23 protein-coding genes are annotated in these 24,589 nt (G+C 67.5%); 15 read left to right on the forward strand and 8 right to left on the reverse strand.

Annotated features, from left to right (window positions below; translation table 11 throughout):
- Nucleotides 1-4: 4 nt before the first annotated feature.
- Nucleotides 5-292: an Asp-tRNA(Asn)/Glu-tRNA(Gln) amidotransferase subunit GatC gene (gatC, locus tag BBH56_RS07160; protein ID WP_069134104.1), complete on the reverse strand. Its 288-nt coding sequence runs from the start codon at nucleotides 290-292 to the stop codon at nucleotides 5-7.
- Between the two features lie 117 nt (nucleotides 293-409).
- Between gatC and BBH56_RS07165 the strand changes: the two genes are divergently transcribed.
- Genes BBH56_RS07165 through lipB form a run of 10 tightly spaced genes read left to right on the forward strand, consistent with a single transcriptional unit; the run spans nucleotide 410 to nucleotide 9,584 of the window.
- Nucleotides 410-1,453: a rod shape-determining protein gene (locus BBH56_RS07165; RefSeq protein ID WP_069134103.1), complete on the forward strand. Its 1,044-nt coding sequence runs from the start codon at nucleotides 410-412 to the stop codon at nucleotides 1,451-1,453.
- Nucleotides 1,454-1,506: 53 nt separating this feature from the next.
- A complete protein-coding gene (gene mreC, locus BBH56_RS07170) occupies nucleotides 1,507-2,340 on the forward strand; it encodes a rod shape-determining protein MreC (RefSeq protein ID WP_148122399.1) in 834 nt (277 codons plus the stop codon).
- Nucleotides 2,333-2,821, forward strand: a complete 489-nt coding sequence (mreD, locus tag BBH56_RS07175; RefSeq protein WP_069134101.1) for a rod shape-determining protein MreD — start codon at nucleotides 2,333-2,335, stop codon at nucleotides 2,819-2,821. The genes mreC and mreD overlap by 8 nt, the downstream gene beginning before the upstream one ends.
- A 1-nt stretch (nucleotide 2,822) precedes the next feature.
- Nucleotides 2,823-4,679 (forward strand): penicillin-binding protein 2, encoded by a 1,857-nt coding sequence (mrdA, locus tag BBH56_RS07180; RefSeq protein WP_148122400.1) that lies wholly within the window; start codon nucleotides 2,823-2,825, stop codon nucleotides 4,677-4,679.
- Entirely contained in the window at nucleotides 4,654-5,790 is a 1,137-nt protein-coding gene (rodA, locus tag BBH56_RS07185; RefSeq protein ID WP_186295107.1) for a rod shape-determining protein RodA, read from the forward strand. The genes mrdA and rodA overlap by 26 nt, the downstream gene beginning before the upstream one ends.
- On the forward strand, nucleotides 5,787-6,782 hold the full coding sequence (gene mltB, locus BBH56_RS07190; protein ID WP_148122401.1) for a lytic murein transglycosylase B: 996 nt from the start codon (nucleotides 5,787-5,789) through the stop codon (nucleotides 6,780-6,782). The genes rodA and mltB overlap by 4 nt, the downstream gene beginning before the upstream one ends.
- The gene (locus BBH56_RS07195; RefSeq protein WP_148122402.1) at nucleotides 6,779-7,540 is read left to right on the forward strand and encodes a septal ring lytic transglycosylase RlpA family protein; all 762 of its coding nucleotides are present in this window, start codon (nucleotides 6,779-6,781) and stop codon (nucleotides 7,538-7,540) included. The genes mltB and BBH56_RS07195 overlap by 4 nt, the downstream gene beginning before the upstream one ends.
- Before the next feature lie 18 nt (nucleotides 7,541-7,558).
- Complete coding sequence (locus BBH56_RS07200; RefSeq protein ID WP_148122403.1) at nucleotides 7,559-8,704, forward strand: D-alanyl-D-alanine carboxypeptidase family protein; 1,146 nt, start codon at nucleotides 7,559-7,561, stop codon at nucleotides 8,702-8,704.
- Nucleotides 8,692-8,967, forward strand: a complete 276-nt coding sequence (locus tag BBH56_RS07205) for a YbeD family protein (RefSeq protein WP_144347992.1) — start codon at nucleotides 8,692-8,694, stop codon at nucleotides 8,965-8,967. Before BBH56_RS07200 ends, BBH56_RS07205 begins: the two co-directional genes overlap by 13 nt.
- Nucleotides 8,967-9,584 (forward strand): lipoyl(octanoyl) transferase LipB, encoded by a 618-nt coding sequence (lipB, locus tag BBH56_RS07210; protein ID WP_148122404.1) that lies wholly within the window; start codon nucleotides 8,967-8,969, stop codon nucleotides 9,582-9,584. The genes BBH56_RS07205 and lipB overlap by 1 nt, the downstream gene beginning before the upstream one ends.
- On the opposite strand, the gene murU is transcribed toward lipB, so the two are convergent.
- Entirely contained in the window at nucleotides 9,571-10,239 is a 669-nt protein-coding gene (gene murU / locus BBH56_RS07215) for an N-acetylmuramate alpha-1-phosphate uridylyltransferase MurU (protein ID WP_198515203.1), read from the reverse strand. The genes lipB and murU overlap by 14 nt on opposite strands.
- The gene (locus tag BBH56_RS07220) at nucleotides 10,236-11,228 is read right to left on the reverse strand and encodes an aminoglycoside phosphotransferase family protein (RefSeq protein WP_148122405.1); all 993 of its coding nucleotides are present in this window, start codon (nucleotides 11,226-11,228) and stop codon (nucleotides 10,236-10,238) included. The genes murU and BBH56_RS07220 overlap by 4 nt, the downstream gene beginning before the upstream one ends.
- A gap of 95 nt (nucleotides 11,229-11,323) precedes the next feature.
- Between BBH56_RS07220 and BBH56_RS07225 the strand changes: the two genes are divergently transcribed.
- From BBH56_RS07225 to BBH56_RS07245, 5 genes are read left to right on the forward strand one after another with little or no spacing between them, the layout of a single operon-like run.
- Nucleotides 11,324-13,567 (forward strand): LPS-assembly protein LptD, encoded by a 2,244-nt coding sequence (locus BBH56_RS07225; RefSeq protein WP_148122406.1) that lies wholly within the window; start codon nucleotides 11,324-11,326, stop codon nucleotides 13,565-13,567.
- 5 nt (nucleotides 13,568-13,572) lie between these two features.
- Nucleotides 13,573-14,847 (forward strand): peptidylprolyl isomerase, encoded by a 1,275-nt coding sequence (locus tag BBH56_RS07230; protein WP_148122407.1) that lies wholly within the window; start codon nucleotides 13,573-13,575, stop codon nucleotides 14,845-14,847.
- A complete protein-coding gene (pdxA, locus tag BBH56_RS07235; RefSeq protein WP_148122408.1) occupies nucleotides 14,847-15,764 on the forward strand; it encodes a 4-hydroxythreonine-4-phosphate dehydrogenase PdxA in 918 nt (305 codons plus the stop codon). Before BBH56_RS07230 ends, pdxA begins: the two co-directional genes overlap by 1 nt.
- A gap of 3 nt (nucleotides 15,765-15,767) precedes the next feature.
- Nucleotides 15,768-16,565, forward strand: coding sequence for a 16S rRNA (adenine(1518)-N(6)/adenine(1519)-N(6))-dimethyltransferase RsmA (gene rsmA / locus BBH56_RS07240; protein ID WP_148122409.1), 798 nt, complete (start codon nucleotides 15,768-15,770; stop codon nucleotides 16,563-16,565).
- A gap of 8 nt (nucleotides 16,566-16,573) precedes the next feature.
- Nucleotides 16,574-17,410, forward strand: coding sequence for a symmetrical bis(5'-nucleosyl)-tetraphosphatase (locus tag BBH56_RS07245; protein ID WP_148122410.1), 837 nt, complete (start codon nucleotides 16,574-16,576; stop codon nucleotides 17,408-17,410).
- A gap of 19 nt (nucleotides 17,411-17,429) precedes the next feature.
- On the opposite strand, the gene BBH56_RS07250 is transcribed toward BBH56_RS07245, so the two are convergent.
- Genes BBH56_RS07250 through rlmH form a run of 5 tightly spaced genes read right to left on the reverse strand, consistent with a single transcriptional unit; the run spans nucleotide 17,430 to nucleotide 24,584 of the window.
- Nucleotides 17,430-18,266 (reverse strand): carbon-nitrogen hydrolase family protein, encoded by an 837-nt coding sequence (locus BBH56_RS07250; RefSeq protein WP_148122411.1) that lies wholly within the window; start codon nucleotides 18,264-18,266, stop codon nucleotides 17,430-17,432.
- Nucleotides 18,259-21,999: a YhdP family protein gene (locus tag BBH56_RS07255; protein WP_148122412.1), complete on the reverse strand. Its 3,741-nt coding sequence runs from the start codon at nucleotides 21,997-21,999 to the stop codon at nucleotides 18,259-18,261. The genes BBH56_RS07250 and BBH56_RS07255 overlap by 8 nt, the downstream gene beginning before the upstream one ends.
- A gap of 2 nt (nucleotides 22,000-22,001) precedes the next feature.
- A complete protein-coding gene (rng, locus tag BBH56_RS07260; RefSeq protein WP_148122413.1) occupies nucleotides 22,002-23,468 on the reverse strand; it encodes a ribonuclease G in 1,467 nt (488 codons plus the stop codon).
- Entirely contained in the window at nucleotides 23,465-24,091 is a 627-nt protein-coding gene (locus BBH56_RS07265; protein ID WP_148122414.1) for a Maf family protein, read from the reverse strand. Before BBH56_RS07265 ends, rng begins: the two co-directional genes overlap by 4 nt.
- Nucleotides 24,092-24,116: 25 nt before the next feature.
- Complete coding sequence (rlmH, locus tag BBH56_RS07270) at nucleotides 24,117-24,584, reverse strand: 23S rRNA (pseudouridine(1915)-N(3))-methyltransferase RlmH (RefSeq protein WP_148122415.1); 468 nt, start codon at nucleotides 24,582-24,584, stop codon at nucleotides 24,117-24,119.
- Nucleotides 24,585-24,589 lie beyond the last annotated feature (5 nt).

A 24,589-nucleotide genomic window follows, 5' to 3' on the forward strand; every position in this document is an offset into this window, starting at 1 on the left:
GGATTTACTCGATGACGCGGGGGACGAGGTAGTGACCGGCCTCGGTTGCCGGGGCGATCGCCTGGAAGCGCTCGCGCTCATCCGGCTCGGTGGGCTCATCGGGCCGCAGGCGCTGGGTCATTTCCAGCGGATGGGCGAGCGGCTCGACGCCCTCGGTGTCGACGGCACTGAGCTGCTCGACGAAATCGAGAATCTCGGAGAGGTTGCGGGCATAGGCCTGACTGGCCGGTTCACTGATGGACAGCCGCGCCAGATGGGCGATCTGGCCGACTTCATTCGCATCGATGGGCATCGTCGATTCCCTGGGTGTCGGTTCGTTAAGCGATTAAAACTACCATAGGCCGTATCTTGCCCAAACCCCCGCCGGTTGGTAGATTGTTGCGTCTTTTCAACGCGTCTGGAATTCTTCATGTTCAAGGGCATACGGGGTGTTTTCTCCAACGACCTTTCAATCGATCTAGGTACGGCGAATACCCTGATCTATTCCCGCGGCCAGTCGATCCTGCTTGATGAGCCCTCGGTGGTTGCCATTCGTCAGGATCGCGATGGGGGCCCCAAGACCATCGCCGCCGTCGGACGCGAAGCCAAGATGATGCTGGGGCGCACCCCGGGCACCATCAAGGCGATCCGGCCATTGAAGGACGGCGTCATCGCCGACTTCACCGTCACCGAGAAAATGCTCCAGCACTTCATCAAGAAGGTCCACGAGGCGCGGTTTTTCCGCCCCAGCCCGCGGGTGCTGGTGTGCGTGCCCTGCGGCTCCACCCAGGTCGAGCGGCGCGCGATCCGCGAATCGGCCGCCGGGGCCGGTGCCCGCGAGGTCTTCCTCATCGAAGAGCCCATGGCGGCTGCGATCGGCGCCGATATGCCGGTGGGCGAGGCGCGCGGCTCGATGGTACTCGACATCGGCGGGGGCACCTCGGAGGTCGCGGTGGTATCACTCAATGGCATCGTCTACTCGGCATCGGTGCGCATCGGCGGTGACCGCTTCGACGAGGCCATCGTCAATTACGTGCGGCGCAACTACGGCATCCTCATCGGCGAATCCACCGCCGAGCAGATCAAGCAGCAGATTGGCCAGGCCTTTCCCGGCAACGAGGTCCGCGAGCTCGAGATCAAGGGGCGCAACCTCGCCCAGGGCATCCCGCGCAGCTTCACCCTCAACAGCAACGAAATCCTCGAAGCCCTGCAGGAGCCGCTCTCGGGAATCGTGGGGGCGGTCAAGACGGCGCTCGAGCAGACGCCGCCCGAGCTTGGCGCCGACGTCGCCGATCGTGGCATCGTGATCACCGGCGGCGGCGCGCTGTTACGCAACATCGACCGCCTGCTCATGGAGGAAACCGGACTGCCGGTGGTGCTGGCCGAAGAACCGCTGACATCCGTGGCGCGCGGCGGCGGGCGGGCACTCGAGCTCATGGACGAAAAAGGCGCGGATCTTTTCACCAGCGAGTGACCGTGCCTGCTCCCGTGTAACCGGCACAGTGTTTCACCGGAGGCTGCAGGACCATTAAACCGCTTTTCTCACAGACGCCATCCGTCACCGCCCGGTTTGTCCTGGCGGCGATCGTGTCCATCAGCCTGCTGCTCGCCGATCACCGGATCGGGCTGCTCGAACCGGTCCACCACGCACTGTCCGTGGTCACCGAGCCCCTGCGCCTGATGGCCGCCCTGCCCGCGCGGCTGGGCGATCGGGCCGAACAGACATTGACGAGCCGCCGCGAACTGATCGCCGAGAATCAGCGCCTGGAAGATCGACAGAAGGTCTACGAGGCCCGCCTGCAGCGGCTCGACGCCCTCGAGGTTGAAAACATCCGGCTGCGCCGCCTGCTGGACTCCTCCTACGAGCTCGAGCGTCCGGTGGTCATCGCCGAGCTCACCGGCGTCGATCTCGACCCGTTCAACCATGTCACCCAGATCAGCAAGGGTCTGCGCGACCGCATCCGGGTCGGCCAGCCCGTCATCGACGCTGAGGGCGTGCTCGGACAGGTCGAGACGGTCGCCGCCTTCACCGCCACGGTGCGGCTGATCAGCGATCCCAGCCATGGGATTCCGGTTCAGGTGAATCGCAATGGACTGCGCAGTGTCGCCTTTGGCACCGGCCGGACCGATACCCTCACCATTTCGAGCCTGCCGAATAATGCCGATATCCGCGAGGGGGATCTGCTGGTCACCTCGGGCCTGGGGGAACGTTTTCCCGCCGGGTACCCGGTGGGCGAGGTGCGACGCATTGAACGCGACGACGGCAGGGCGTTTTCCGAGATCCAGGTCGAGCCGCTGGGACGGATCGGGCAGGTCAAGGAGGTACTGCTGATCGAAGACCGGGGCAGCGGCGATGAATAGCGCCCAGCCCCACGCGCGATGGGTGATCGCCGTCACGTTGGTGGTCGCGCTGACCCTCATGATCCTGCCGCTGCCGGCAGGGCTCGAACCCTATCGCCCGGAATGGGCGATGCTGGTCATCCTTTACTGGAGTCTGGCGCTGCCGGTTCGGGTGGGTGTGGGAGTTGCGTGGCTGATCGGCCTGCTGCAGGACGTCATCCAGGCGACCGCGCTGGGCTCGCATGCACTCGCCTTCGCCCTGGTCGCCTACCTGACCATTCAGCTGTGTCAGCGCCTGCGCAACGTTCCAATCTGGCAACAGACCCTGACGGTGCTGGGCCTGGTGCTGCTGGCCCGCGCGCTGCTGTTCATCACCCGCGGGCTCAGCGACAGCGCGGGTGTCGACTGGCGCTTCTGGCTGCCGGCGCTGACCAGCACCCTGGTCTGGCCACCGGTCTTTGTGCTGCTGCGTTTCCTGCGCCGGCGCTTTCAGGTCAACTGACATGGATCTCGGCACGTTCCGCGACACCCCCCGCGAGCGGCAGGTCGTTCGCCGCCGGTTACTGATCGCCGGCGTCATCGGGGCGCTGCTGTGCCTGCTACTCGCCGGCCGCATCGCCTATCTCCAGACCGCGCGCTACGACCACTTCGCCGCCCAATCCCAGGATAATCGGGTGCGCATCGCGTCCGTCGCGCCGACCCGCGGGATCATCCGCGACCGCGAGGGGCGCGTGCTTGCCGACAATCAGCCCGCCTTCCGTCTGACCATCGTCCCTGAGCGCGTCGACGATCTGAGCGGCCTGCTCGACCAGCTCGATGATCTGGTGGATATCAGCGCGGCCGAGCGGGCGGCGTTCCGTGACGCGCGGCAGCGCAGCCGCGGATTCCAGGCCATCCCACTGAAACGTCAGCTCAGCGAAGCCGCCGTCGCCCGCATCGCCGCCAACCGCCATCGCTTTCCCGGCGTCGAAGTCCAGCCTCACCTGATCCGCCACTATCCCTACGGACCCATCGGCGCGCATGCCATTGGCTACGTCGGTCGCATCAGCGAATCCGAACTGCGCAGCCGTGACCGCCGGGCGTATCGGGGCAGCAGCGTCATCGGCAAGACCGGGCTCGAGAAGGCCTACGAGCGCCGACTGCGCGGTGAAATGGGTTCGGAGCGCATCGAAACCAATGCACTGGGCCGGCCGATTGATGTGATCGAGCGCGACCCGCCCACCCCGGGCGAGGATCTCACCCTGACCCTGGACATCGGCCTGCAGCGCGTCGCCGAACAGAGCCTGGGGGATTACCGCGGCGCGATCGTGGCGATGGACCCCCGCGATGGAGCCATTCTCGCGCTCGCCAGCCAGCCCGGCTTCGACCCCAATGCGATCAGCGCCGGGCTGGACCGCCAGACATTCGAAACGCTGAGCCGCGATCCCGATCAGCCGCTCTACAACCGGGCCATCAGCGGTCGCTACCCGCCCGGCTCGGTGATCAAGCCCTTTCTGGGCCTGGCCGGTGTGGCCGATGGCGCCATGACCCCCGATGAGGAGATCCACTGCGACGGGACCTTTCGGCTGCCCAATGTCTCGCGGGTGTGGCGGGACTGGAAACGCGAGGGCCACGGCGACGTCGATCTCAACGAGGCCATCGCCGAGTCCTGCGATGTCTACTATTACGAGCTTGCAGACCGCATGGGCATTGACCGCATGCATGACTGGATGACCCGCTTCGGCTTTGGTGTCGACAGCGGTCTCGCACTGCCCGGCGAACGTCAGGGGGTCATGCCGTCACGCGCCTGGAAACAGCGCAATAGGGGCGAATCCTGGTACCGCGGCGAGACCATCAACACAGGGATCGGGCAGGGATTCACCCTGGCGACCCCCATTCAGATGGCCACCTCGACGGCAATGCTCGCCAACCGCGGCGCGCCCATCGTGCCGCATCTGCTGGCGGGACGCCCGGACAGCGACGGCGCCACAGCCCCCGTCGGGCCGGTGCGCCTCGAGGACGAAACCCTATGGCAGACGACCATCGATGCCATGGTCGACGTGGTCCACGGCGAGCGCGGCACCGCCCGCGCCATTGGCGAAGACCTTGACTACCGGATCGCCGGCAAGACCGGGACGGCCCAGGTCATCGGGATCGCCCAGGGCGAGGAATATGACGAGGCCGCCATCGACGCCCGCCACCGGGATCATGCGCTGTTTACCGCGTTTGCACCGGCCACCTCACCGCGTCTGGTGGTGACCGTTCTCGTGGAAAACGGCGGCAGTGGCAGCACGACGGCAGCGCCCATGGCGCGCCGGGTCATCGATGCATGGATGAATCGGGAGGAGCAAGGCAGTGAGCTGGGCCGAGAGTCGCGTTAACGCCGTGGCCCGCCGGGCGACCGGGGATGTGCTGCAGCGGGCCCTGCACCTGGACGGGGTGCTGCTGGGTCTGGTGGCGCTGCTCTCCGGACTCGGCGTCGTCATCCTCTACAGCGCCTTTGGCGGCAGCATCGCAGCGGTCCAGGACCACCTCGTGCGCCTGGCAGTCGGCGCGGCCGGCATGATCGTCGCCGCCCAGATCCCACCCTGGCAGCTGCGGCGCATCGCCCCCTGGCTGTTCGGCCTGGGCGTGGTGCTGCTGGTGGCGGTACTGGTCGTGGGTGAATCGGGCGGCGGCGCGCGGCGCTGGCTGGATCTGGGGGTGGCGGGTTTCCAGCCCTCCGAATTGATGAAGCTGGCGGTGCCGATCATGGTCGCCTGGGTCATCGCCCGGTCCGCCATGCCGGTATCAACCGGGCGCGCCGCCGCCACACTGGCGATCATCGCGCTACCGGTGGGGCTGATCGGCAGCCAGCCCGACCTGGGCACGGCCGTTCTGATTGGTGCAGCCGGCGCCGGGGTCCTGTTTCTGGGCGGCATCGGCTGGCGCTTGATCGCCGCGCTGATCGGGCTGGTGGCGGCGGCCGTGCCACTGCTCTGGCAGTTCGGCATGCAGGACTATCAGCGCCAACGCGTGCTGACCTTTCTGGACCCGACCCGTGACCCGCTGGGCGCCGGATACAACATCATTCAGTCGCAGATCGCCATCGGTTCGGGCGGCATCCATGGCAAGGGCTGGCTGAATGGCACCCAGGCCCACCTCGAGTTCATCCCTGAGCGCCACACCGACTTCGTGTTCGCCGTCATGGCCGAGGAGTTCGGCCTTGTCGGGGTGTGCGCCCTGCTGGTTCTGTATCTGCTGATCACGCTGCGCGGGCTGTGGATCGCCTACCAGGCGCAGGATAATTTCTCGCGTCTTCTGGCCGGCGGCCTGTCACTGACCTTTTTCGTCTACTGCTTCGTCAATATCGGCATGGTCTCGGGCCTGCTGCCGGTGGTGGGCCTGCCCCTGCCCCTGATCAGTTACGGCGGATCGGCCATGGTGACGCTTCTGGTCGGCTTCGGTATTCTCATGTCCATTCATACCCACCGGCGGATGTGGTCATCTTGAACACGCTCCATCGCCTTTTCGGCACAACGGCGGCTGCGCTGCTGATCCTGGTCCCACTGGCGCTGGGCACGAGCAACGTGGGGGCCGATCCCGGGGCGATCCGTGCCTTCAGTGAAGCGCTCGCGGCCCGGCATGACTGGGACGCCCGGCGTATCGAGGCGCTGATCAACGATGAGGCCATCCATCAGCCCGATATCATCGAGGCCATCCGCCGACCCGCCGAAGCAATGCCCTGGTCGCGCTATCGGCCGATCTTCCTGACCGAGGCACGCATTGAAGCGGGCCGTGCCTATCAACAGCGCCATCGCCGCTGGCTCACGGCGGTCGAGGACACCTACAGCGTCCCCGCCGAGATCGTGGTCGCGATCATTGGCGTCGAGACCTTCTATGGCCGCTACGCCGGCAACTACCGTGTCCTCGACGCGCTGCGCACGCTGGGCTTCGGCTATCCACCCCGCGCCGAATTCTTTCGCGACGAGCTCGAGGCATTCCTTGTCCTGGCCCGCGAAGAAGGCTTCGCGCCCACCGACCCGCTGGGGTCTTACGCCGGCGCCATGGGCATTCCGCAGTTCATCAGCAGCAGCTATCGGGCCTACGCCGTCGACTTCAACGAAAACGGTCGGCGGGACCTTTTCTCGGAGCCCGCCGATGCCATCGGCAGCATCGGTCACTACCTGGCCCGACATGGCTGGCAGGCGGATGCGCCCATTGCCGTTCCGGCACGGGTCGAGGGCGAAGACTGGCAGTCACACCTGTACGAATCCCTGGCCCCGCAGGACACCGTCGCAACGCTGGCGGCCGCGGGGGTTCACCCTTCCACCCCGCTCAGCGCCGGCCTTGACGCGCGTCTGCTGCAACTCCAGGCCGAGGCCGGCGACAGGTACTGGATCACCCTGCGCAACTTCTACGCCATCACCCGCTACAACCACAGCGCCCTTTACGCCATGGCGGTTCATCAGCTGGCCGAGCGCATCGGCGGAGGGGGAAGATGAGTCGGCTTGCCGTCGGCCTGTTGGCACTGCTGATGGCCGGTTGCAGCGGCCTCGTGTCCGAGCCGCAGGACGGGCCGGGGCGGGTCATCGACGATCCCATGGCCATCCCCGATGCGGTGCCCCAGAGGGTGCCCGCCAGTCGCTATGGCAATCCCGAGCAGTACGAGGTGTTCGGCCAGACCTACCGGGTGATGGACAGTGCCGCCGGGCATCGCGAGCGCGGCATCGCCTCGTGGTACGGCAGCAAATTCCAGGGCCGGCGGACTTCAAGCGGCGAACCCTACGACATGTATGCCATGACCGCCGCACACAAGCACCTGCCGCTGCCGACGTGGGTCGAGGTGCGGCACCTGGACACCGACCGGTCGATTGTCGTGAAGGTCAACGACCGCGGACCGTTCGCCGATGACCGGATCATTGACCTGTCCTACGCGGCCGCCGCCAAGCTCGGCATGCTCGAGCGCGGCACGGCACCGGTAGAGATCCGGGTGGTCACGCCCGATGAACCGACCCGCGGCGATTACTGGATCCAGATGGCCGCTTTCCGCGACGCCGGCAACGCCCGGCAACTGGCCCGGCAGTTGCAGGGGGCCCCGCTGTCGGCATCCCCCGTGATCCGCGAGGGGGGCGATGGCCTGCATCGAGTGCGGCTTGGCCCCCTGCCCGATTCCGCGCGCGTCGATCAGCTTCGGGCCGAGCTGGAGAACGCCCGTTTTTCACCCGGACATGTCATTATTCCCGCTGACTCCAGCGACTGAAAACTGAGACCACCGACCATGACACCGCTCAGACTCGCCATCCTGATCATCGCCCTCCTGCTCGGTGGCCACGCCGCCGCACAGTCCCAACCCATTCCGGTGCCCGACCCGCCCCAACTGGGCGCCGATGGCTACATCCTGATGGACTTTCACAGTGGTCGGGTGCTGGTGGATCAGAACAGCGATGTCCGCCGCGACCCGGCCAGCATCACCAAGGTGATGACGGCATTCGTCGTTTTCAACGAACTGCGCTCGGGCGATCTCACCATGGACGAGCCGGTGCGGATCAGTGAAAAGGCTTGGCGGGCCCCGGGATCGCGCATGTTCATCGAGGTGGGCAATGACATCCCGGTCAACGACCTGATCCGCGGCATGATCATCCAGTCGGGCAACGACGCCAGTATCGCCCTCGCGGAGCACATCGCCGGCAGCGAGTCGACCTTCGCGGCACTGATGAACCAGTACGCCGCCGAGCTGGGGATGACCAACACCCACTACACCAACGCCACCGGGCTGCCGGGTGACGAGCATTACTCCACCGCCGCGGATACCGCCCGTCTCGTGCAGGCGCTGATCGAACGGTTTCCGGATTACTACCGCCTCTACTCCGAGCGCGAGTTCACCTGGGGCGGTATCACCCAGAGCAATCGCAACCGCATGCTCTGGCAGGATCCATCCGTCGACGGCGTCAAGACCGGCTATACCGAGGCCGCGCAGTACTGCCTGGCCACGTCCGCCGAGCGCGATGGCATGCGGCTGATCTCAGTGGTGATGGGGGCCGAGACGCCAGAGCAGCGGGTCAGTCAGTCGAAGAGCCTGCTCAACTATGGCTATCGGTTTTTTGAGACCCATCGTCTGTATGCCGCCGATGAGCCGATCGAGACGCCCCGGCTGTGGAAAGGTGTGGCCGATACGCTGCCCGTGGGCGTCGCCGAGGATGTGTTCATCACCCTGCCGGCGGATACCTACGATCAGCTGGATGCCCGGATTCGTCTGAACGAGCCACTCGAGGCGCCGGTGGCGGCCGGTGACCGCGTCGGCCGCCTCAGTGTCTCGCGCAATGACGAGGTGGTGCGGGAGAGGGACATCATCGCCCTCGAGACGGTGCCCGAGGCTGGATTCGTGGGGCGCACGATCGATACGGTGCGACTATGGCTGAATTGAATGACTCCCCGCCGGGACTGACCTTTCCGTGCGAGTTTCCGATCAAGGCGATGGGGCGCAGTGATGCGGCCCTGCCCGGGATCGTGGTGGAAATCGTCCAGCGCCATGCACCGGCCCTGACGGCCGAGAGCATCACCACCAGTGAGAGCAGCGGCGGGCGGTATGTCTCTGTCACGGCCACCATTACCGCCGACAGCCGTGATCAGCTGGACGCCATTTACGCCGACCTGAAGGCGCACGAGAGCGTTCTCGCCACCCTCTGATGAGCGACGCGATCGCGATCCGTGACTGGGGCCGGTGCGACTACGCCCGCGTCTGGGCGGCGATGAAGGCCTTCACCGACGAGCGCGATGCCGACACTGCGGATGAGCTCTGGCGCGTGGAGCATCCAGCGGTCTTCACCCTGGGGCAGGCAGGCCGGGCCGAGCATGTCCTCGATCGCGGCGACACGCCGCTGGTGCAGACCGATCGTGGCGGTCAGGTGACCTATCACGGCCCCGGGCAGATCGTGCTCTACCCCCTCATCGACCTGCGCCGTCAGCGCATGGGCGCGCGCGAGCTGGTCACCCGCCTCGAGCAGAGCGTGGTCGACTGGCTGGCCCGACAGGGCATCGACTCGGCGCCGCGCGCCGATGCCCCCGGGGTCTATGTCGATGGCGCCAAGATTGCCGCGCTGGGGCTACGCATCCGCCGCGGCTGCAGCTATCACGGACTGGCGGTCAACATTGCCATGGACCTTGCCCCATTCAACCGCATCAACCCCTGCGGCCATGCCGGCATGGCGGTCACCGACCTGGCCACGCTGGGCGTCGACTGTACTGTGGCACAGGCCCGCGAGGGGCTGACCCGCGCGGTGGTGGCCCGCCTCAGTCCGGTGTAAGGCGGGCATCGAGCGCGTGCAGACGCGCCGGGGTCCCCACATCCCACCACTCACTATGATGATGGTGACCGGTGAGCTGACGCCGCTCGCAGGCGCGCACCAGCAGCGGCGCCAGCGGCGCCACCTGCGGCCGCAGACCGGCGAACAGTTCGGGGCGATAACAGCCGATCCCGGCAAAGGTATAACGCGGCGTATCGCCGTCGCGGAGAATGGCATAGCCGTCAAAGTGGAAGTCGCCCTGCGGGTGATGCGCCGGATTGTCCACCAGCACCAGATGCCCCAGCCCCTCGGGCTCTCGCGGCAGCATGGCGAGGTCGAGGTCGCACCAGACATCGCCATTGATCACCACGAACGGCTCCGGGCCCAGCAGCGGCAATGCATTGGCGATGCCACCGGCGGTCTCCAGGGCCTGATCGCCCTCGTCGATCATCCGCACTTCAAGCCGCGTCGGCGCCAGCCCGGCCACATGCGCGCGGATCGCCTCGCCCAGCCAGGCGGTGTTGATCACCACCCGCTCGAAGCCGGCGGCCTCGAGGCGGGCCAGATGCCAGTCGAGCAGCGGCCGTCCGCCCACACTCAGCAACGGCTTGGGACAGTGGTCGGTCAGCGGTCGCATGCGCTCACCCCGACCCGCTGCGAGAATCATTGCATTCATGGTGAGTCCGCCCGCTCGGGCCGCGGCAGCTCGGCAATCAGCGCGGCCAGGTCATGGCCGGCCGGATCATCACCGAGCTCACGGCTGAGGTAATCGAGAAAGCGCGGCGCATCCGCCAGATAACCGGGCTTATGATCGCGGTGGTAGAGGCGCGCGAATATTCCCAGCACCTTGAGATGCCTCTGCGCGGCGGTGCGATCCAGCGCCCGGGACAGGTCCGTCGGCAGACGGATCCCGGCGGCAGCGGCGCGATCCCGATAATAGCCAACGAGGGCCTGCTCCGCGTCAGGCGTCAGACTGAAAAACGCATCCCGTAGCAGACTCGCCAGGTCATAGGTCACCGGGCCCACCAGCGCATCCTGAAAGTCGATTACACCGGGATTGGGTGTCGCCACCAGCAGGTTGCGCACCATGAAGTCACGATGCACCACGACAGTCGGCTGAGCCCGCATGGCCTCGCGCAGGACCGCGGTTCCCGCCGCCCAGCGCGACCACCAGGCGGCGTCCGGCTCGACGCCCAGATGCCGGCGCACATACCAGTCCGGAAAAAGCGCCAGCTCGGCGTCGATGCGATCGGCATCAAAACGGGGCAGGTCCCGCCCATCAGCCCCGCCCTGCAGCTGCACCAGCGCATCGATGGCCGCGCGCAGCAGGCACTCATCGGATTCACCATCCAGGGCGCTCAGATAGTCCTGGCCGCCCAGGTCTTCGAGCAGCAGAAAGCCCGCCGCCGGCGCAGCGGCATGGATGACCGGGACATGCACGCCGGCCGCAGCCATCAGGGAGCGGATCCGGCAGAAGGCGCGGCAGGTGGATGACTGATCCGGAGCGTCCATGACCACTCGGGCGCCCCCGGCCGTTTCGATACGGAAATACCGCCGCGGGCTCGCATCACCCCCCATCGCCTCGAGGGCGTCCGGCTCGATGCCCTGATCGCGCAGCCACGCCACCATCTGGCGCCCACGCGCGTCGAGCCGGTCAGTTGCCACGATTGCTGCGCCCCTCCGGAGTGAATCTTCGCGAGTGTATAGGGTACCCTTCGGTTTCAAAAGCGCTTCCACCACTGACAGGGACAGCCGATTCCGTGCCGCGATATCAACCGATCCCCCTCATTGGAGTTGCCCTGGCAACGGCCCTTGCCGGGTCCCTCGACGCCCGGGCCAGCGAGGGCCGCTGGGCGCTCTGCAGCGCACCGCTGCTCGAGCCGATGCCCCCTGCCACCGAACCGGTCGCCGGCGATGGCGAGCGCATCGACATCACCGCCGATCGGGCGCAGGCCAGCGGGCAGCCACCGATCTACGAGTTCACCGGCAGTGTCCGGGCGCGTCAGGCCGATCAGCGCCTGAGCAGCGAACGCCTGCGCTACGACAGTGGCGACGGCCGGATCGAGGGCGACAGCGGTGTGCGCCTGCGCCAGCCAGGTGTACTGATCAACGCCGAGCGCGCCCGCTACTGGCTTACCCCTCAGCGCGGGACATTCGAAGGCGTCAGTGATTATCGGATCGTCGCCGGCCACATGCAGGGCCAGGCCGAGCGGGTCATCCGCGAAGGGCCGACACTCAGCCGCTATCAGGGCGTGACGCTGAGCACCTGCATGCCCGGACGTGAGTTCTGGACCCTGCAGGCCCAGCGTGCCGAGATTGATCGCGACACCCGCCAGGGGCGTGCCCACCATGCCGTGCTGTCGCTGGGCCGGCTGCCGGTCTTCTATACCCCCTACCTGCAGTTTCCGGTGGGCAGCGAACGCCTGACCGGGCTGCTGGCGCCGACCATCGGCCAGTCCGATGACAACGGCACCACCGTCTCAGTCCCCTGGTACTGGAATATCGCTCCACAATACGACGCCACTCTGCGCCCGACCCTCTATAGCCGTCGCGGACTGCTCATGGATACCGAGTTCCGCTACCTCGAGGAGTGGATCGACGGCGAATTCAACGTCAGCGTCCTACCGGATGACGACGTTTTCGGAGACAACCGCTGGGCCATCGATCAGGACCACCAGCTGGCGATCGGTTCATCCATCCGCGGCCGGATCAAGCAGGCCCGCGTCAGCGATGCGTTCTACTCCGATGACTTCAGCAACGAACTCGACGTCCGCTCCGCGTCGTTTCTCGAAAGTGAGGCCAGCTTTGCCTGGACCGGACGCGATTCGAGCCTGTCGGTGGATACGCAGTACTGGCAGCAGATCGACACCCGCATCAGTGCAACGAGCCAGCCATACGCCCGCGAACCACGCCTGCAGTTCCGCTACAACCCGATAACAGGGCTGGGCCCGCTGGATATCGACTTCGACGCCGAGGCGACACGGTTCACGCATCCGGTCTCGCGTCGCACCCAGGGACGGCGGGTGGATATTGCCCCACGGGTATCATTGCCCTGGCGAAGGCTCGGCTATTTCATCGAACCGGCGGTGACATGGCGCCACACCGATTACGACCTGACCGGCGATCTGCCCGGCCGGGATGCCACACCCAGCCGATCCATGCCCATCTACAGCGTTGACGCCGGTGTTTTTCTGGAGCGACCCAGCACCCTCTTCGCAGGGGTCTATCAGACGCTGGAGCCGCGGCTTTTCTATCGCCGCGCCCCGACACGCGACCAGTCCGACCTGCCCGACTTTGATACCAGCGCCTCGACGCTGACGTTCAGCTCAATGTTCCGCGAGAATGCCTTCGCCGGTCTCGATCGTATCGAGGACGGCGAACGCCTGACCACGGGCATCACCACCCGCTTCGTGAACACCACAAGCGGGCAGGAATACCTGAGCGCGTCCATCGGCCAAATCTTCTACTTCGAAGATCGCGAGGTGGCGGCCGACGGCGATCCGGCGGACAACCGCTCGGAAATCGTCAGTCAGCTGCGCCTCGATCTGCCGCGGGGTTTCAGCGCGGATCTGGACTACCGTTGGGATCCGGACAGCACCGGCACCGACAACCTGCGTACCCTGCTGCGTTGGCGGGGTCGGGATACCCAGGCGATCAACCTCGGCCTGCGGCGCCGTCGCGACGAGGGTGAGACCACGCTGGATCAGGCCGAACTGTCCTTCGCGTTGCCCCTCACCCGCGGTGTGAGTGTCTTTGCCGGCCTGCTCGAGGATCTCGAGACCAACAATACCCGCGAGCGTTTCATCGGCATCCAGCAATCGGGCTGCTGTCACGCCTGGCGGCTTGTCAGCGAGGAGCAGCTGCAGCGGGATCCCGACCGCGCAGATGCGCGACTCGAACGCACCGTCATGCTCGAGCTCGAACTCAAGGGTCTGGGCGGCATCGGTGATAGAATCCAGTCGTTTCTGGATGCCGAAATCGACGGCTACAACCCAAGGCGCTGAGATCAATGATGAGAACGCTGCTTGCCATCCTGCTGTTCGCGATCGTGCAGACCGCCCAGGCCGAAGAGGTCCTGCTCGACCGGATCGTCGCTCTGGTCAACGATGACGTGGTCCTGCAGTCCGAGCTCGAGGGCGAGCTGGCCTCGGTCCGGCAGAATCTCGAGCAGCGGGACGTGCGCATGCCGCCTGCCGACGAGCTGCGGGCGCAGGTGCTCGACCGTCTGATCGTCCAGACGCTGCAGATGAATGTCGCCGAGCGGCGGGGTATCCGGGTGGATTCCGCAACGCTTGATGCCGCCGTGCGGCGCGTTGCCGAACGCAATAACCTGAGCCTTGAGGGACTGCGCGACGCGCTCTCGGGGCAGGGCATGAACATGTCGGTGTTTCGTGATCAGCTGCGTCGCGATATCACCATCAACCGTCTGCGCCAGCAGGTGATGAACCAGCGTCTGGATGTCACCGAGCAGGAGATCCAGCAGTTCATCGAGCGCAATCGCAGCCTGGATCGTGATTACCGGCTGTCGCAGATCCTGATCAGCGTGCCCGAGGCGGCCTCGGCGGATGTCATCGAAACCGCCCGTCGCGAGGCCGACACGGTGATTGAACGACTGGACAGCGGCGAGTCGTTCGCCCGGGTGGCGACGGCCGCTTCAGATGCCCGCAATGCCCTCGAGGGCGGCGACCTCGGCTGGGTACCGGCGTCACAGCTGCCGTCGGCCGCCGCCAGCGCGATCCGCGACCTCCAACCCGGCGAGCATACCGCCGCGCTGCGCACCCCGGCAGGGTTTCAGATCTACCGTCTCGAGGACACCCGCGGCAGCAGTGAGGCCATGGTCGAGCAGAGCCGGGTCCGGCATATCCTGATCCAGCCCAACGAGGTGGTCAGCAACGAGGACGCCCGTCTGCGTCTGTCGTCGCTGCGCTCACGGATCGAGTCGGGCGGTGACTTTGCCGATCTGGCACGGGCCAACTCCGACGATCCCGGGTCGGCCAGTAACGGCGGCGCCATCGGCTGGGTGGATCCGGCCAATCTGCCTGATTCATTCGGCGAGGCCATCAACAGCCTCGATGTGGGTGAGACCAGCGAAATATTCCGCACGCGCGGGGGCTGGCACATCGCCCAGGTGCTCGAGCGCCGTACGCGCGACGCCAGTGAATCGATCGCCCGCGAAGAGGCCGAGCAGGCCATCCGCGAGCGCAAGCGCGAGGAAGAAATCGAGCTCTGGCTGCGCGAGCTGCGCAACGAGGCCTACATCGAAAGGCGTCTCGGGGGCGGCTGATGGCCGATCGGCCGCGCATCGCGATCACGCCGGGCGAGCCCGCCGGGATTGGACCGGAACTGGTCAACGCCCTGGGCGACGCCTTCCCCGACGCCCGACTGGTGGCCATTGGCAACCCTGACCAGCTGCAGGCCAGTGATCACCTCGAGGTGCTGCCGGTGCACCCCGCTGCGCCGGTGACACCGGGGCAGCTCGACCCTCGCAATGCCGGCTATGTCCTCGAAACCCTGCGCCTCGCCGTCGAAGGCTGTCAGCAGGGGCACTTCCAGGCCATGGTCACCGGCCCGGTGCACAAAGGGGTGATCAACGAGGCGGGCCATCCGTTCAGTGGTCACACCGAGTATCTCGCCGAGCTCACTGACGCACCGATGCCGGTGATGATGCTGGCCGCCGGCTCGCTGCGGGTGGCACTGGCCACCACTCACCTGCCGCTGCGGGCCGTCGCCGACGCCATCACGCCCGCGCGGCTCAGGACAATCCTGCGGATCCTTGACCACGACCTGCGACGCTTCTATGCCATCGAGCGGCCTCACATCCTGGTCGCCGGACTGAATCCACATGCCGGTGAATCAGGCCACATGGGGCGCGAGGAAATCGACACCATCAACCCCGTGCTCGAGGCCCTGCGCGCGGCAGGACTGCATCTCACCGGTCCGCTGCCGGCGGATACGCTGTTCACACCCGCGCGCCTCGAGGGCGCCGATGCGGTACTGGCGATGTATCACGACCAGGGGCTGCCGGTGCTCAAGCATGTCGGCTTCGGCCATGCCGTCAACATCACCCTGGGGCTGCCCATCATCCGGACCTCGGTGGACCACGGCACCGCCCTTGATCTGGCCGGACAGGGCGTCGCCGATCCCGGCAGTCTGCATGCCGCGATTCGCGAGGCCATCGACATGGCCCGTGCGGGGCGCTGATCAGTGCATCGAGCCCGGCGCCGATTCGGCCAGAATTTTCTGCATGATCCCGCGATCATCGAGCGGATGCTCGCCGCCATCGCCCCGCGGGCGGCGGAGCGTTTCCTCGAGATCGGCCCCGGTTCCGGCGCACTGACCCGGCCGCTGCTGGCCCGTGGCGCCCAGGTCATGGCCATCGAGGTGGATCGCGACCTCGCCGCCCGACTGGATCAATGGGACGCCGCCCGGAGTGGCGCGCTGCAGGTCATCGAGGCCGATGCCCTCAGCCAGCCGGTGGCGCCTCTGATCGAGGCGGCGGGGCAGGCGCTGCGGGTCGTCGGCAACCTGCCCTACAATCTCTCGACGCCGCTGCTGTTCCACCTCACCGCACCGGCGACCGGCATTCACGATCTGCACCTGCTGCTGCAGCGTGAGGTGGTCGATCGGATGGCGGCGGGGCCGGGTTCACGCATCTATGGCCGGCTGTCGGTGATGATCCAGGCGCGCTGCCAGATCGAGCCGCTGTTCGAGGTCCCTCCGGGGGCCTTCTCTCCCCCTCCGCAGGTCACCTCGCGCTTCGTGCGCCTCACCCCCCATGCCGAGCCACCACTGGGTGATACCGATACGGAATGCCTCAGCCGGGTGGTGGCCGCGGCGTTTGCCCAGCGCCGCAAGACCCTGCGCAACGCCCTGCGCGGCCTGATCGACGATGCCGGAATCGCCGCGGCCGGGATCGACCCCGGCACCCGCGCCGAGCGGATTGATCTGGCCGGGTACGGGCGTCTCGCGCGGATCCTCCAACATCCATCCGAAAAGGCATAGGCACACGAATGGCGGATTACGCGATCGGCGACATTCACGCCTGTCTTGGCAGCCTCGATTCGCTGCTGCAGACGCTGGATTTCGACCCGCAGCACGACCGGCTCTGGCTGACGGGCGATCTGGTGGGACGTGGCCCGCAGCCCGTCGAGACGCTGCGCCGGGTGCGTGATCTGGGCGACGCGGCGCGCACGGTGCTGGGCAATCACGACATCCACTGCATCGCCGTCGCGCTGGGTGCGGGTCGGCAGCGGGCCAGTGACCGGCTGGAGCCACTGCTCGCCGCCCCCGACCGTGACGACCTCATCGACTGGCTGCGGCATCAGCCGCTGCTCATCGACCTGCCGGAATCCGGTTATACGCTCACCCATGCAGGGATCGCCCCGCAGTGGGACTCCGCCACCGCGGCGCGCTGTGCCGCCGAGGCCGAGGCCGCGTTGCAGGGCGACAACCTCGTCGGCCTGATGAACCACCTCTATGGCAACAAGCCCGATCGCTGGTCAGAGTCGCTCACCGGCTGGGCCCGCCTGCGCTTCATCATCAATGCCTTTACCCGAATGCGCTTCTGCCGCGCGGACGGCCGGCTCGACTTCAGCTGCAATGGCCCGCCGGAATCCGCCCCGAAAGGCCTGTACCCCTGGTATGCCACGCCGGATCGGCGCATCGACGGCACCACCACCACGGTCCTGAGCGGGCACTGGTCGCGGCTGGGCTGCCGTCAGGGTCCGGGCTACATCACCCTCGATACGGGATGCCTGTGGGGCGGACAGCTGACGGCCGTCCAACTGGACCGGTCACCGGCCCGCTTCACCCAGCTGGACTGCCCGGCCAATGGGGCCAGCGCCTAGCGACGGCGCACCGCATCCGTCAGCCACGTCGATGGGAAAGCGATGGCAACCGCTCGCGGATGGCCTGCTGATGAGCCGGATCCAGGTCGGCCACGGCAATACCGGGGCCACTGCCGATACCGGCATTCGCCAGGCACGCCCCCCAGGGATCGACGATCAGGCTCTCGCCGTGGGTCATGCGCTCGTTGGCATGCAACCCACCCTGATCCGGGGCGAGGACGTAACAACCGTTCTCTATCGCCCGCGCGCGCACCAGCACCGACCAGTGCGCGGCACCGGTGGTGGCCGTGAACGCCGAGGGGGCCAGCAGGATCGTCGCGCCGCCATCCACCAGGGCCCGATAGTGTTCGGGGAAGCGCAGGTCATAACAGATCGACAGGCCGAGCATTCCCGCAGGCGTTTCCGCCACCACCACCGCGTCGCCGGGCGCGAGGGTGGATGACTCGCGGTAAACCTCGCCCCCCGGCAGGGAGACATCAAACAGGTGGCGCTTGTCATAGCGGGCCAGGCAATCGCCATCCGGACCGAACACCAGCGAGGCGGCCCGGACCCGGTCGGATTCATCGCCCTGCAGCGGCACACTGCCGCCCACCAGGGTGATGCCGTGGTGCTGGGCGGTCTGTGCGAGAAAACTCTGGATCGGCCCCTCACCGGGCGACTCCGCCACACCCAGAACGTCCCGCTGGTGACGGCCCAGAAAGGCGAAGTTCTCGGGCAGCACCACCAGGCGGGCGCCGTGGCCTACCGCCTGGCCGATCAGACCGCCGGCCGCGGTCAAGTTGCTGGCCACCTCCATACCCGAGACCATCTGCACCACCGCCGCACGGACCGGTCCGCTCATGGGTATCTCAGTCATCGTCGGCATCCTCCAGATCCGGGGCGATGAGATCGAACTCGGGTTCGTCCCAGGTGCCCCCAATGTGATAAGTAAAATCCGTGAGCCGCTCGACGCCCGACTCCAGCATCCCCCGGGTCACGAACAACAGGGCTGCGGCAGCCGGCCCACCGGCGAGCCCACCGAGGAACGCCAGCGCCGAGGACAGCTGCGGCGTCACCGTCACACGTTGATCGTAACGCCGCCGCACCAGATCCGTCTCGCCGCGTAGCGACAGATCCATCGAGGGTCCGGTCAGGGAAAGATCATCGGTGCGCATGCGACCGGCCTCGACCTGCCAGGTGCCCTGCAACTGATCAAAGCTGAGCCCCTCGCCGACCACATCCGAAAAATCCAGCCCCAGGCGCCGCGGCAGCACCGACAGGCTGAACAGCCCGAGGGCGCGGCCGGCCCCGGGCTCAACCGCCGGCAGGCTGCCATTGCGCAGATCGACTGACAGATCGCCAGTCAGCGTTGGCAGTGCCGGTTGCAGCATGCCGCCCTGCCAGGCCAGTTCACCGCTGACACTGCCCTCGCCCCGGTTCATTGCATCCACCAGCCCCAGAGCGCCCAGCACCTGCCCGGCATCGCGGGTATAGAGATCAAAATCCAGCTGATTGGGACGCGCGCCCTCCCCGACCTGGTCGATCCGGGCCTTCAGATCAATCGACTCGCCGGTCAGCTGCAGCCGCGCCTCGCCGCCGGCATCGCCCCGCGACCGGCTGAGCTGGAGTCGCCCCAGCGGCGTCCCGTCCACCCGCAGTTGCCCGGCGCTCAGATCGATGTCGGTCCCGGGCAGCTCGGAGGGCGCCCCGTCACCGGCATCATCCTGCGAAGTGGCCGTCGGCCGGGGGCGCGCGCTCAGCGTTTCCAGACGCAGCACCCAGGGCGCCGCCGGCCCGGCCTTCTCGACCCGTCCATCAGCCCCACCGCTCACTGACCATGTCCCCTGCCCATCACGCATTTCACCGGTCAGCACGGTCTCACCGATGCGCCAGCGACTGACGTCCAATCCCGCCACGGTCAATTCCATGCGCAGGGGCATCGGCAGCCCCCCGGCCGGGGCCGCTCCCTGGCCGGTGCCCGCCAGGCGCGCCGGATCCACCACCGGCAGGGTTCCGCTGACCTGTGTCGATGGCGTCGAGGGCAGTGACGGCGGGCGCTCACCAAAATGCAGCGCCGCCCGGTCGTTGCCTAGTACCGCCCGGAGTCGGTCGGCGTAGCTGAACCGCCATGCGGCATCGGCGCCCCGCCGCCATTCGAGGGCCAGCGGTGTGGAGGACTCAGCCGCCTTGGCCAGACCCAGCGGCAGATCAAGGGCAACGCCCTCAAGGCTCGAGCGTATGCTCAGCCGCTCGCCCGGCCGCGCGCCCCCGGCGGCCATAAACCCGGGACGCTCCCAGCGGATCCGCCATGCCGCGGTACCCTCGGTACGCTCCGCCAGCGCGGATGTCCCCGGCCAGTCGGCGATTGCCATGCGGGTATCCGCGGTCACCTCGATCCGGGCCTGATCGGCCTCGCCAACGGTTGCAGCGCTGGCCACGACCGGCCGGCCCGCCAGCCGCGCGCGGACGCCCGTGGCGGTAACGCCCTGCCGGTCGAACGCCACCTCGCCCCGGATATCCTCAAGGCGTATGGCCGGCTCGGGGACGGATACCGCGGCACCGTCCAGGCGCAGGGCGCCCTCAAGGGCCATGGGCTGGCCCCGGAACGGGAAGTCCAGATCGAGTGACAGGTCTCCGCGGCCCTGCCAGCGCAATTGATCGAGACGACCCGAGGCGGGCAGGACCGGTGACTGCTGCATCACCGCCAGCATCCCAGAGAGCGGCCCCCGCAAGTCCCCGCTGACCTGCAGCTGCGGGTCGAACAGATCATCAATGCGCGCCTGTGCCTGCTGCAGGTCGTTCCTCCCGATGCGCCCGCGCTCGGCGCTGATCCGCATGCCCTGATTGCGGAACCGCAGCTCGCCGGCAAGTCCGCGCAGCGGCGGCCAGTCCTGCTGATAGCGGAACTCGACATCCGCCAGCCGTGCACGCAGATCAAAAACGCCATCTCCGGCACGATAGGGAAAGCCATCCACCGGGCCCGACCAGCGCAGCGTGGCGGCTTCCATGCGCCCACCGGCAATGGCCCGATCGAGCCATGCCACCAGCCGGTCATCCATGATCCCCACCGGTAACACCTCAAGCACCTGCGCGGCCTCGAGCGCCCCGGCACGGGCGGTCACATCCACCCGCGGCGTCTGCCCGGCGCGTTGCTCGAGCCGACCTTCCAACCGCACCGGCGCGCCATCGAAGCGGCCCTGGACATCGCCCAGGGACAGCCACCAGGCCTCCGGCCCCGACCGCGACCACTGCAGTCGTCCCCCGGTCACCGCCACCTGGACCGGGCGCCGCAGTAACGCTTCACCGTCGGGCTCAATGCGCTGCAACTGGAGTTGATCCACCACCACCTGCCCACCTTGTGGGCCGGCCTCGACCTGCAGATCCGCCTGCCGCCCGGCCAGGCCCGGCGGCCATCCCGATACGCCGACGCCCACCAGATCCGCCGTCAGCCGCCAGTCCGACGCATCTCTCCAGACCAGGGTGGCGCGCCGCGCCTGCCCATCGAGGGTGACGGGCGCATTGATCCGGCGACGCAACAGGGGCGCCAGGGGTTCAAGAGGGGTATCCGAGAGTGCCAACCGCCAGCCACCGTCTGTCCCGCGGGCAAAGGCGATGGGACCCGGCACCGGGCCCGGCCCATCGGCCTGCGCCAGAGCCTGAGGCTGGATCTGCCCCGCCCAGTGTCCGTCCTGCCAGTCGGCGCGGGCGAGCAGCGACAGCGATTCGATACCGCCATCGAAAAGCCCCAGCGACTGCGCCTCCAGATCCGCGGTCAGCCGGATGGCACCGGTCTCGGCCAGGTTGACCCAGAGCCGCCCGGACACCCGGGCGGCGGGATCCGGCTGTAGCGACGAACGCTGGAGCCAGGGCGCAATCCGCTCGCCGGTCAGGCCCTCGAGGTCGATCACTGCCCGGGCCGTCGACGCCGTCGCGGCGTCGATCTGCATACGCGCCTGCACCCGCTCATCGGCCTGGCGGGCGTCCAGGGCAAAGCGCCATTGCCCGTCGGGGTCGCGCCGCCAGCGCAGTGCCACCGACTCAAAGCCGAGGCGCGCGGCATTGTCCTGATCCACGAGCGCCAACCGCGAATCGCGGATCAGCAGCCGATCCACGGGCAGGTCGCGCAGCGCCTGCAGAAACGAAGCCGGGGCCACCGGCGTCGCCCCCGGCAGCAGCCCGGCGAGGCGCCAGTCGCCGGAGGCCTGCTGGCGCAGCGTGACCGCCATGCCCTCGGCGCTCAATGCGTGAAACTGCAGGCTCCCCGCCTGCAGGGACTGCCAGGGCGCAATCGCCAGGGTCAGGCTGTCCAGGCTCAGGGGCTCACCGCCGTCGGCCCCACCGACGCGCACATCCTCGAGCACCAGACCCGGGCGCAGGCGCCTGAGGCTCGCATCCAGCCCGCCGATCTCCACCGGTACGCCCAGCCGATCGGAAACCACCGCCACCACCGGCGCGGTCAGCGACGGCGCGGCGGCGAACAGCAGCCGGACGCCGGTCAGCAGCACCGCCGCCGAGACCACCAGCGTGACCCCCGTCATCAGCAGCGCGGCCTTGAGGCGCTCCTGGCGCTGCGGCCGGATCCAGCGGTGCAGCTGCTGCGCGATGCCCATGCCTACATCAGCACCACATCGAACTGCTCCGGGTTATAGAGCGGTTCGGCCTGAAACACGATGGGCTTGCCAATGAATGCCTCAAGCTCGGCCAGGCTGTCGCTTTCCTCTTCCAGGGCGCGGTCCACCACATCCTGAGCTGCGAGCACCATCAGCCGCGTCATCTCGAACTGGCGGGCCTCACGCAGGATCTCACGGGTGATCTCGTGGATGACCGTCTCGGCGCTTTTCAGGTGGCCGCGGCCGCCACAGGTCGGGCAGGACACGCACAGCTGGTTCTGCAGTGACTCGCGGATGCGTTTGCGGGTCATCTCCACCAGCCCCAGCGACGAGACCTCGCTGATCTGGGTGCGCGCCTGGTCATGCTCGAGCCCCTTGGCAAGGCTTCGCATCACCTGACGGCGGTGTTCAGCGGTCTCCATGTCGATGAAATCGATGATGATGATGCCGCCGAGGTTGCGCAGTCGCAGCTGGCGGGCAATGGCCTGGGCCGCCTCGAGGTTGGTCTTGAAGATGGTCTCCTCAAGGGTGCGATGCCCCACGTAACCGCCGGTGTTGACGTCAATGGTGGTCAGCGCCTCGGTCTGGTCGATGATCAGGTACCCCCCGGACTTGAGGGTGACCCGCCGCTGCAGGGCACGCTGGATTTCGTCCTCGACCCCGTAGAGGTCAAAGATCGGACGCTCGCCGGGATAATGCTCGAGGCGCGAGCGGGCATCGGGCAGAAAGGTCTCGCTGAACGAGAGCATGCGCTCATGCCATTCCCGCGAGTCGATGCGAATGCGCTCCACGTCCTCGTCCACCGAATCGCGCAGAACGCGCATCATCAGTGGTAGATCCTCGTGCAGCAGCGTCGTCGGCTGCGCTTCCTGGGCGCGCGCGTGGATTGACGCCCAGAGTCGCTGCAGATACTGCCAGTCACGGACCAGCGCCTGTTCGCTGGCGTTCTCGGCGGCGGTTCGGAAAATACAGCCCTTGTGAGGGTCGCCGTCCAGCAGCGAGGTCCCGATGGCGCGCAGCCGCTCCCGGGCCGACGCCGACTCGATACGTGCCGATACCCCCACGCCGGGGTTATCCACCAGCAGCACCAGGTAGCGCGAGGGGATCGCGATCTGGGTGGTCAGCCGCGCCCCCTTGCCGCCAATGGGGTCCTTGAGCACCTGCACGAGGATGCGTTGTTGCTCGCGCAGCAGATGCTGAATGCTGCGCGGCTCATGACTGGGGCGATCCACCAGCGCCTGGCTGGCATTGATGTCCGAGGCGTGCAGGAAGGCGGTGCGCTGGAGACCGGCATCGACAAAAGCCGCCTGCATGCCCGGCAGCACCCGCGACACCTGGCCGAGATAGATATTGCCCACCAGACCGCGACTGCGCGCCCGCTCGATGTGGATCTCCTGGACGCTGCCGTTATCCAGGGCCGCCACGCGGGTTTCCTGGGGAGTGATGTTGACGAGCAGTTCCCGGCTCACTGCTCCGCCAGCCAGCGGGACTGATAATCGATGCCAAACTCGGTCAGCAGATCATGGGTTTCCACCATGGGCAGGCCCATGACGCCGCTGTAGCTGCCCTCGAGCTGCTCGACGAACACCCCGCCGCGGCCCTGGATGGCGTAGCCGCCGGCCTTGTCGATGGGCTCGCCACTGCGCCAGTAGGCCTCACGCTCGGCCGTCCCCAGGTGGCGCAGGGTGACCATGCTCAGCGACAGGCGCGTGAGCTCGCGCTGACCATCCACCATGGCGATGGCGGTCAGCACCCGGTGGGTGCGCCCCGACAGCTGCTCGAGCATGCCCAGGGCGGCGTCCCGATCGGCGGGTTTACCCAGGAGGGTGTCATCGACCACGACCGCCGTGTCCGCGCCGAGCACCGGCACATGCCCATCGCCGCCCAGTCCGGCCCAACCCGCCCGGGCCTTTTCCAGGGCCAGTCGAAACACGAACACTTCGGGGGTCTCGTCGGGCAGGACCTGCTCGTCCACGGCCTGCGGAACCGTCTGAAAGCGCACGCCCATGCGCTCGAGGATCTCGGCCCGCCGCGGCGAGGCCGAGGCCAGGAACAGGTCGGGGTCGGTGGTGGAAGGGTGTGTCGATGTCATTTCAACCTCCAGCGGCGGGCACCGATCAGGCGCGGTGATAGGGATGGCCGGCGAGCAGCGTCCACGCGCGGTAGAGCTGCTCGGCGACGATGACGCGCACAAGCATGTGCGGCAGGGTGAGCGCGGACAGCGACCAGCGACGCTCGGCGGCATTCAGGCAGCGCTTATCAAGCCCGTCCGCGCCGCCGATTACAAAGGCCAGATCGCGCCCCTCATGCAGGGCGGCGTCCAGGTACTCGGCCAGATCCGGGGTGCGCCATGACCGCCCCCTCTCATCCAGGGCGATCAGGCGTGCTGACCCGGCGGCGGCCAGCAGTGCATCGGCCTCCTGGGCGCGCGCCCGGTCGATATCGCCGCTGCGCCGGGCGTCACCCGGGTTCACCGCCTTCACCGCGAGGGGCAGATGCCGGGGCATGCGCTGCGCGAATTCGTCGACGCCGGTGCGGATCCAGTCCGGCGGACGCCGCCCCACGGCGACCATGTTCAGGCGCATCGCCC

Source organism: Spiribacter roseus (genome assembly GCF_002813635.1).
Lineage (GTDB): Bacteria > Pseudomonadota > Gammaproteobacteria > Nitrococcales > Nitrococcaceae > Spiribacter > Spiribacter roseus.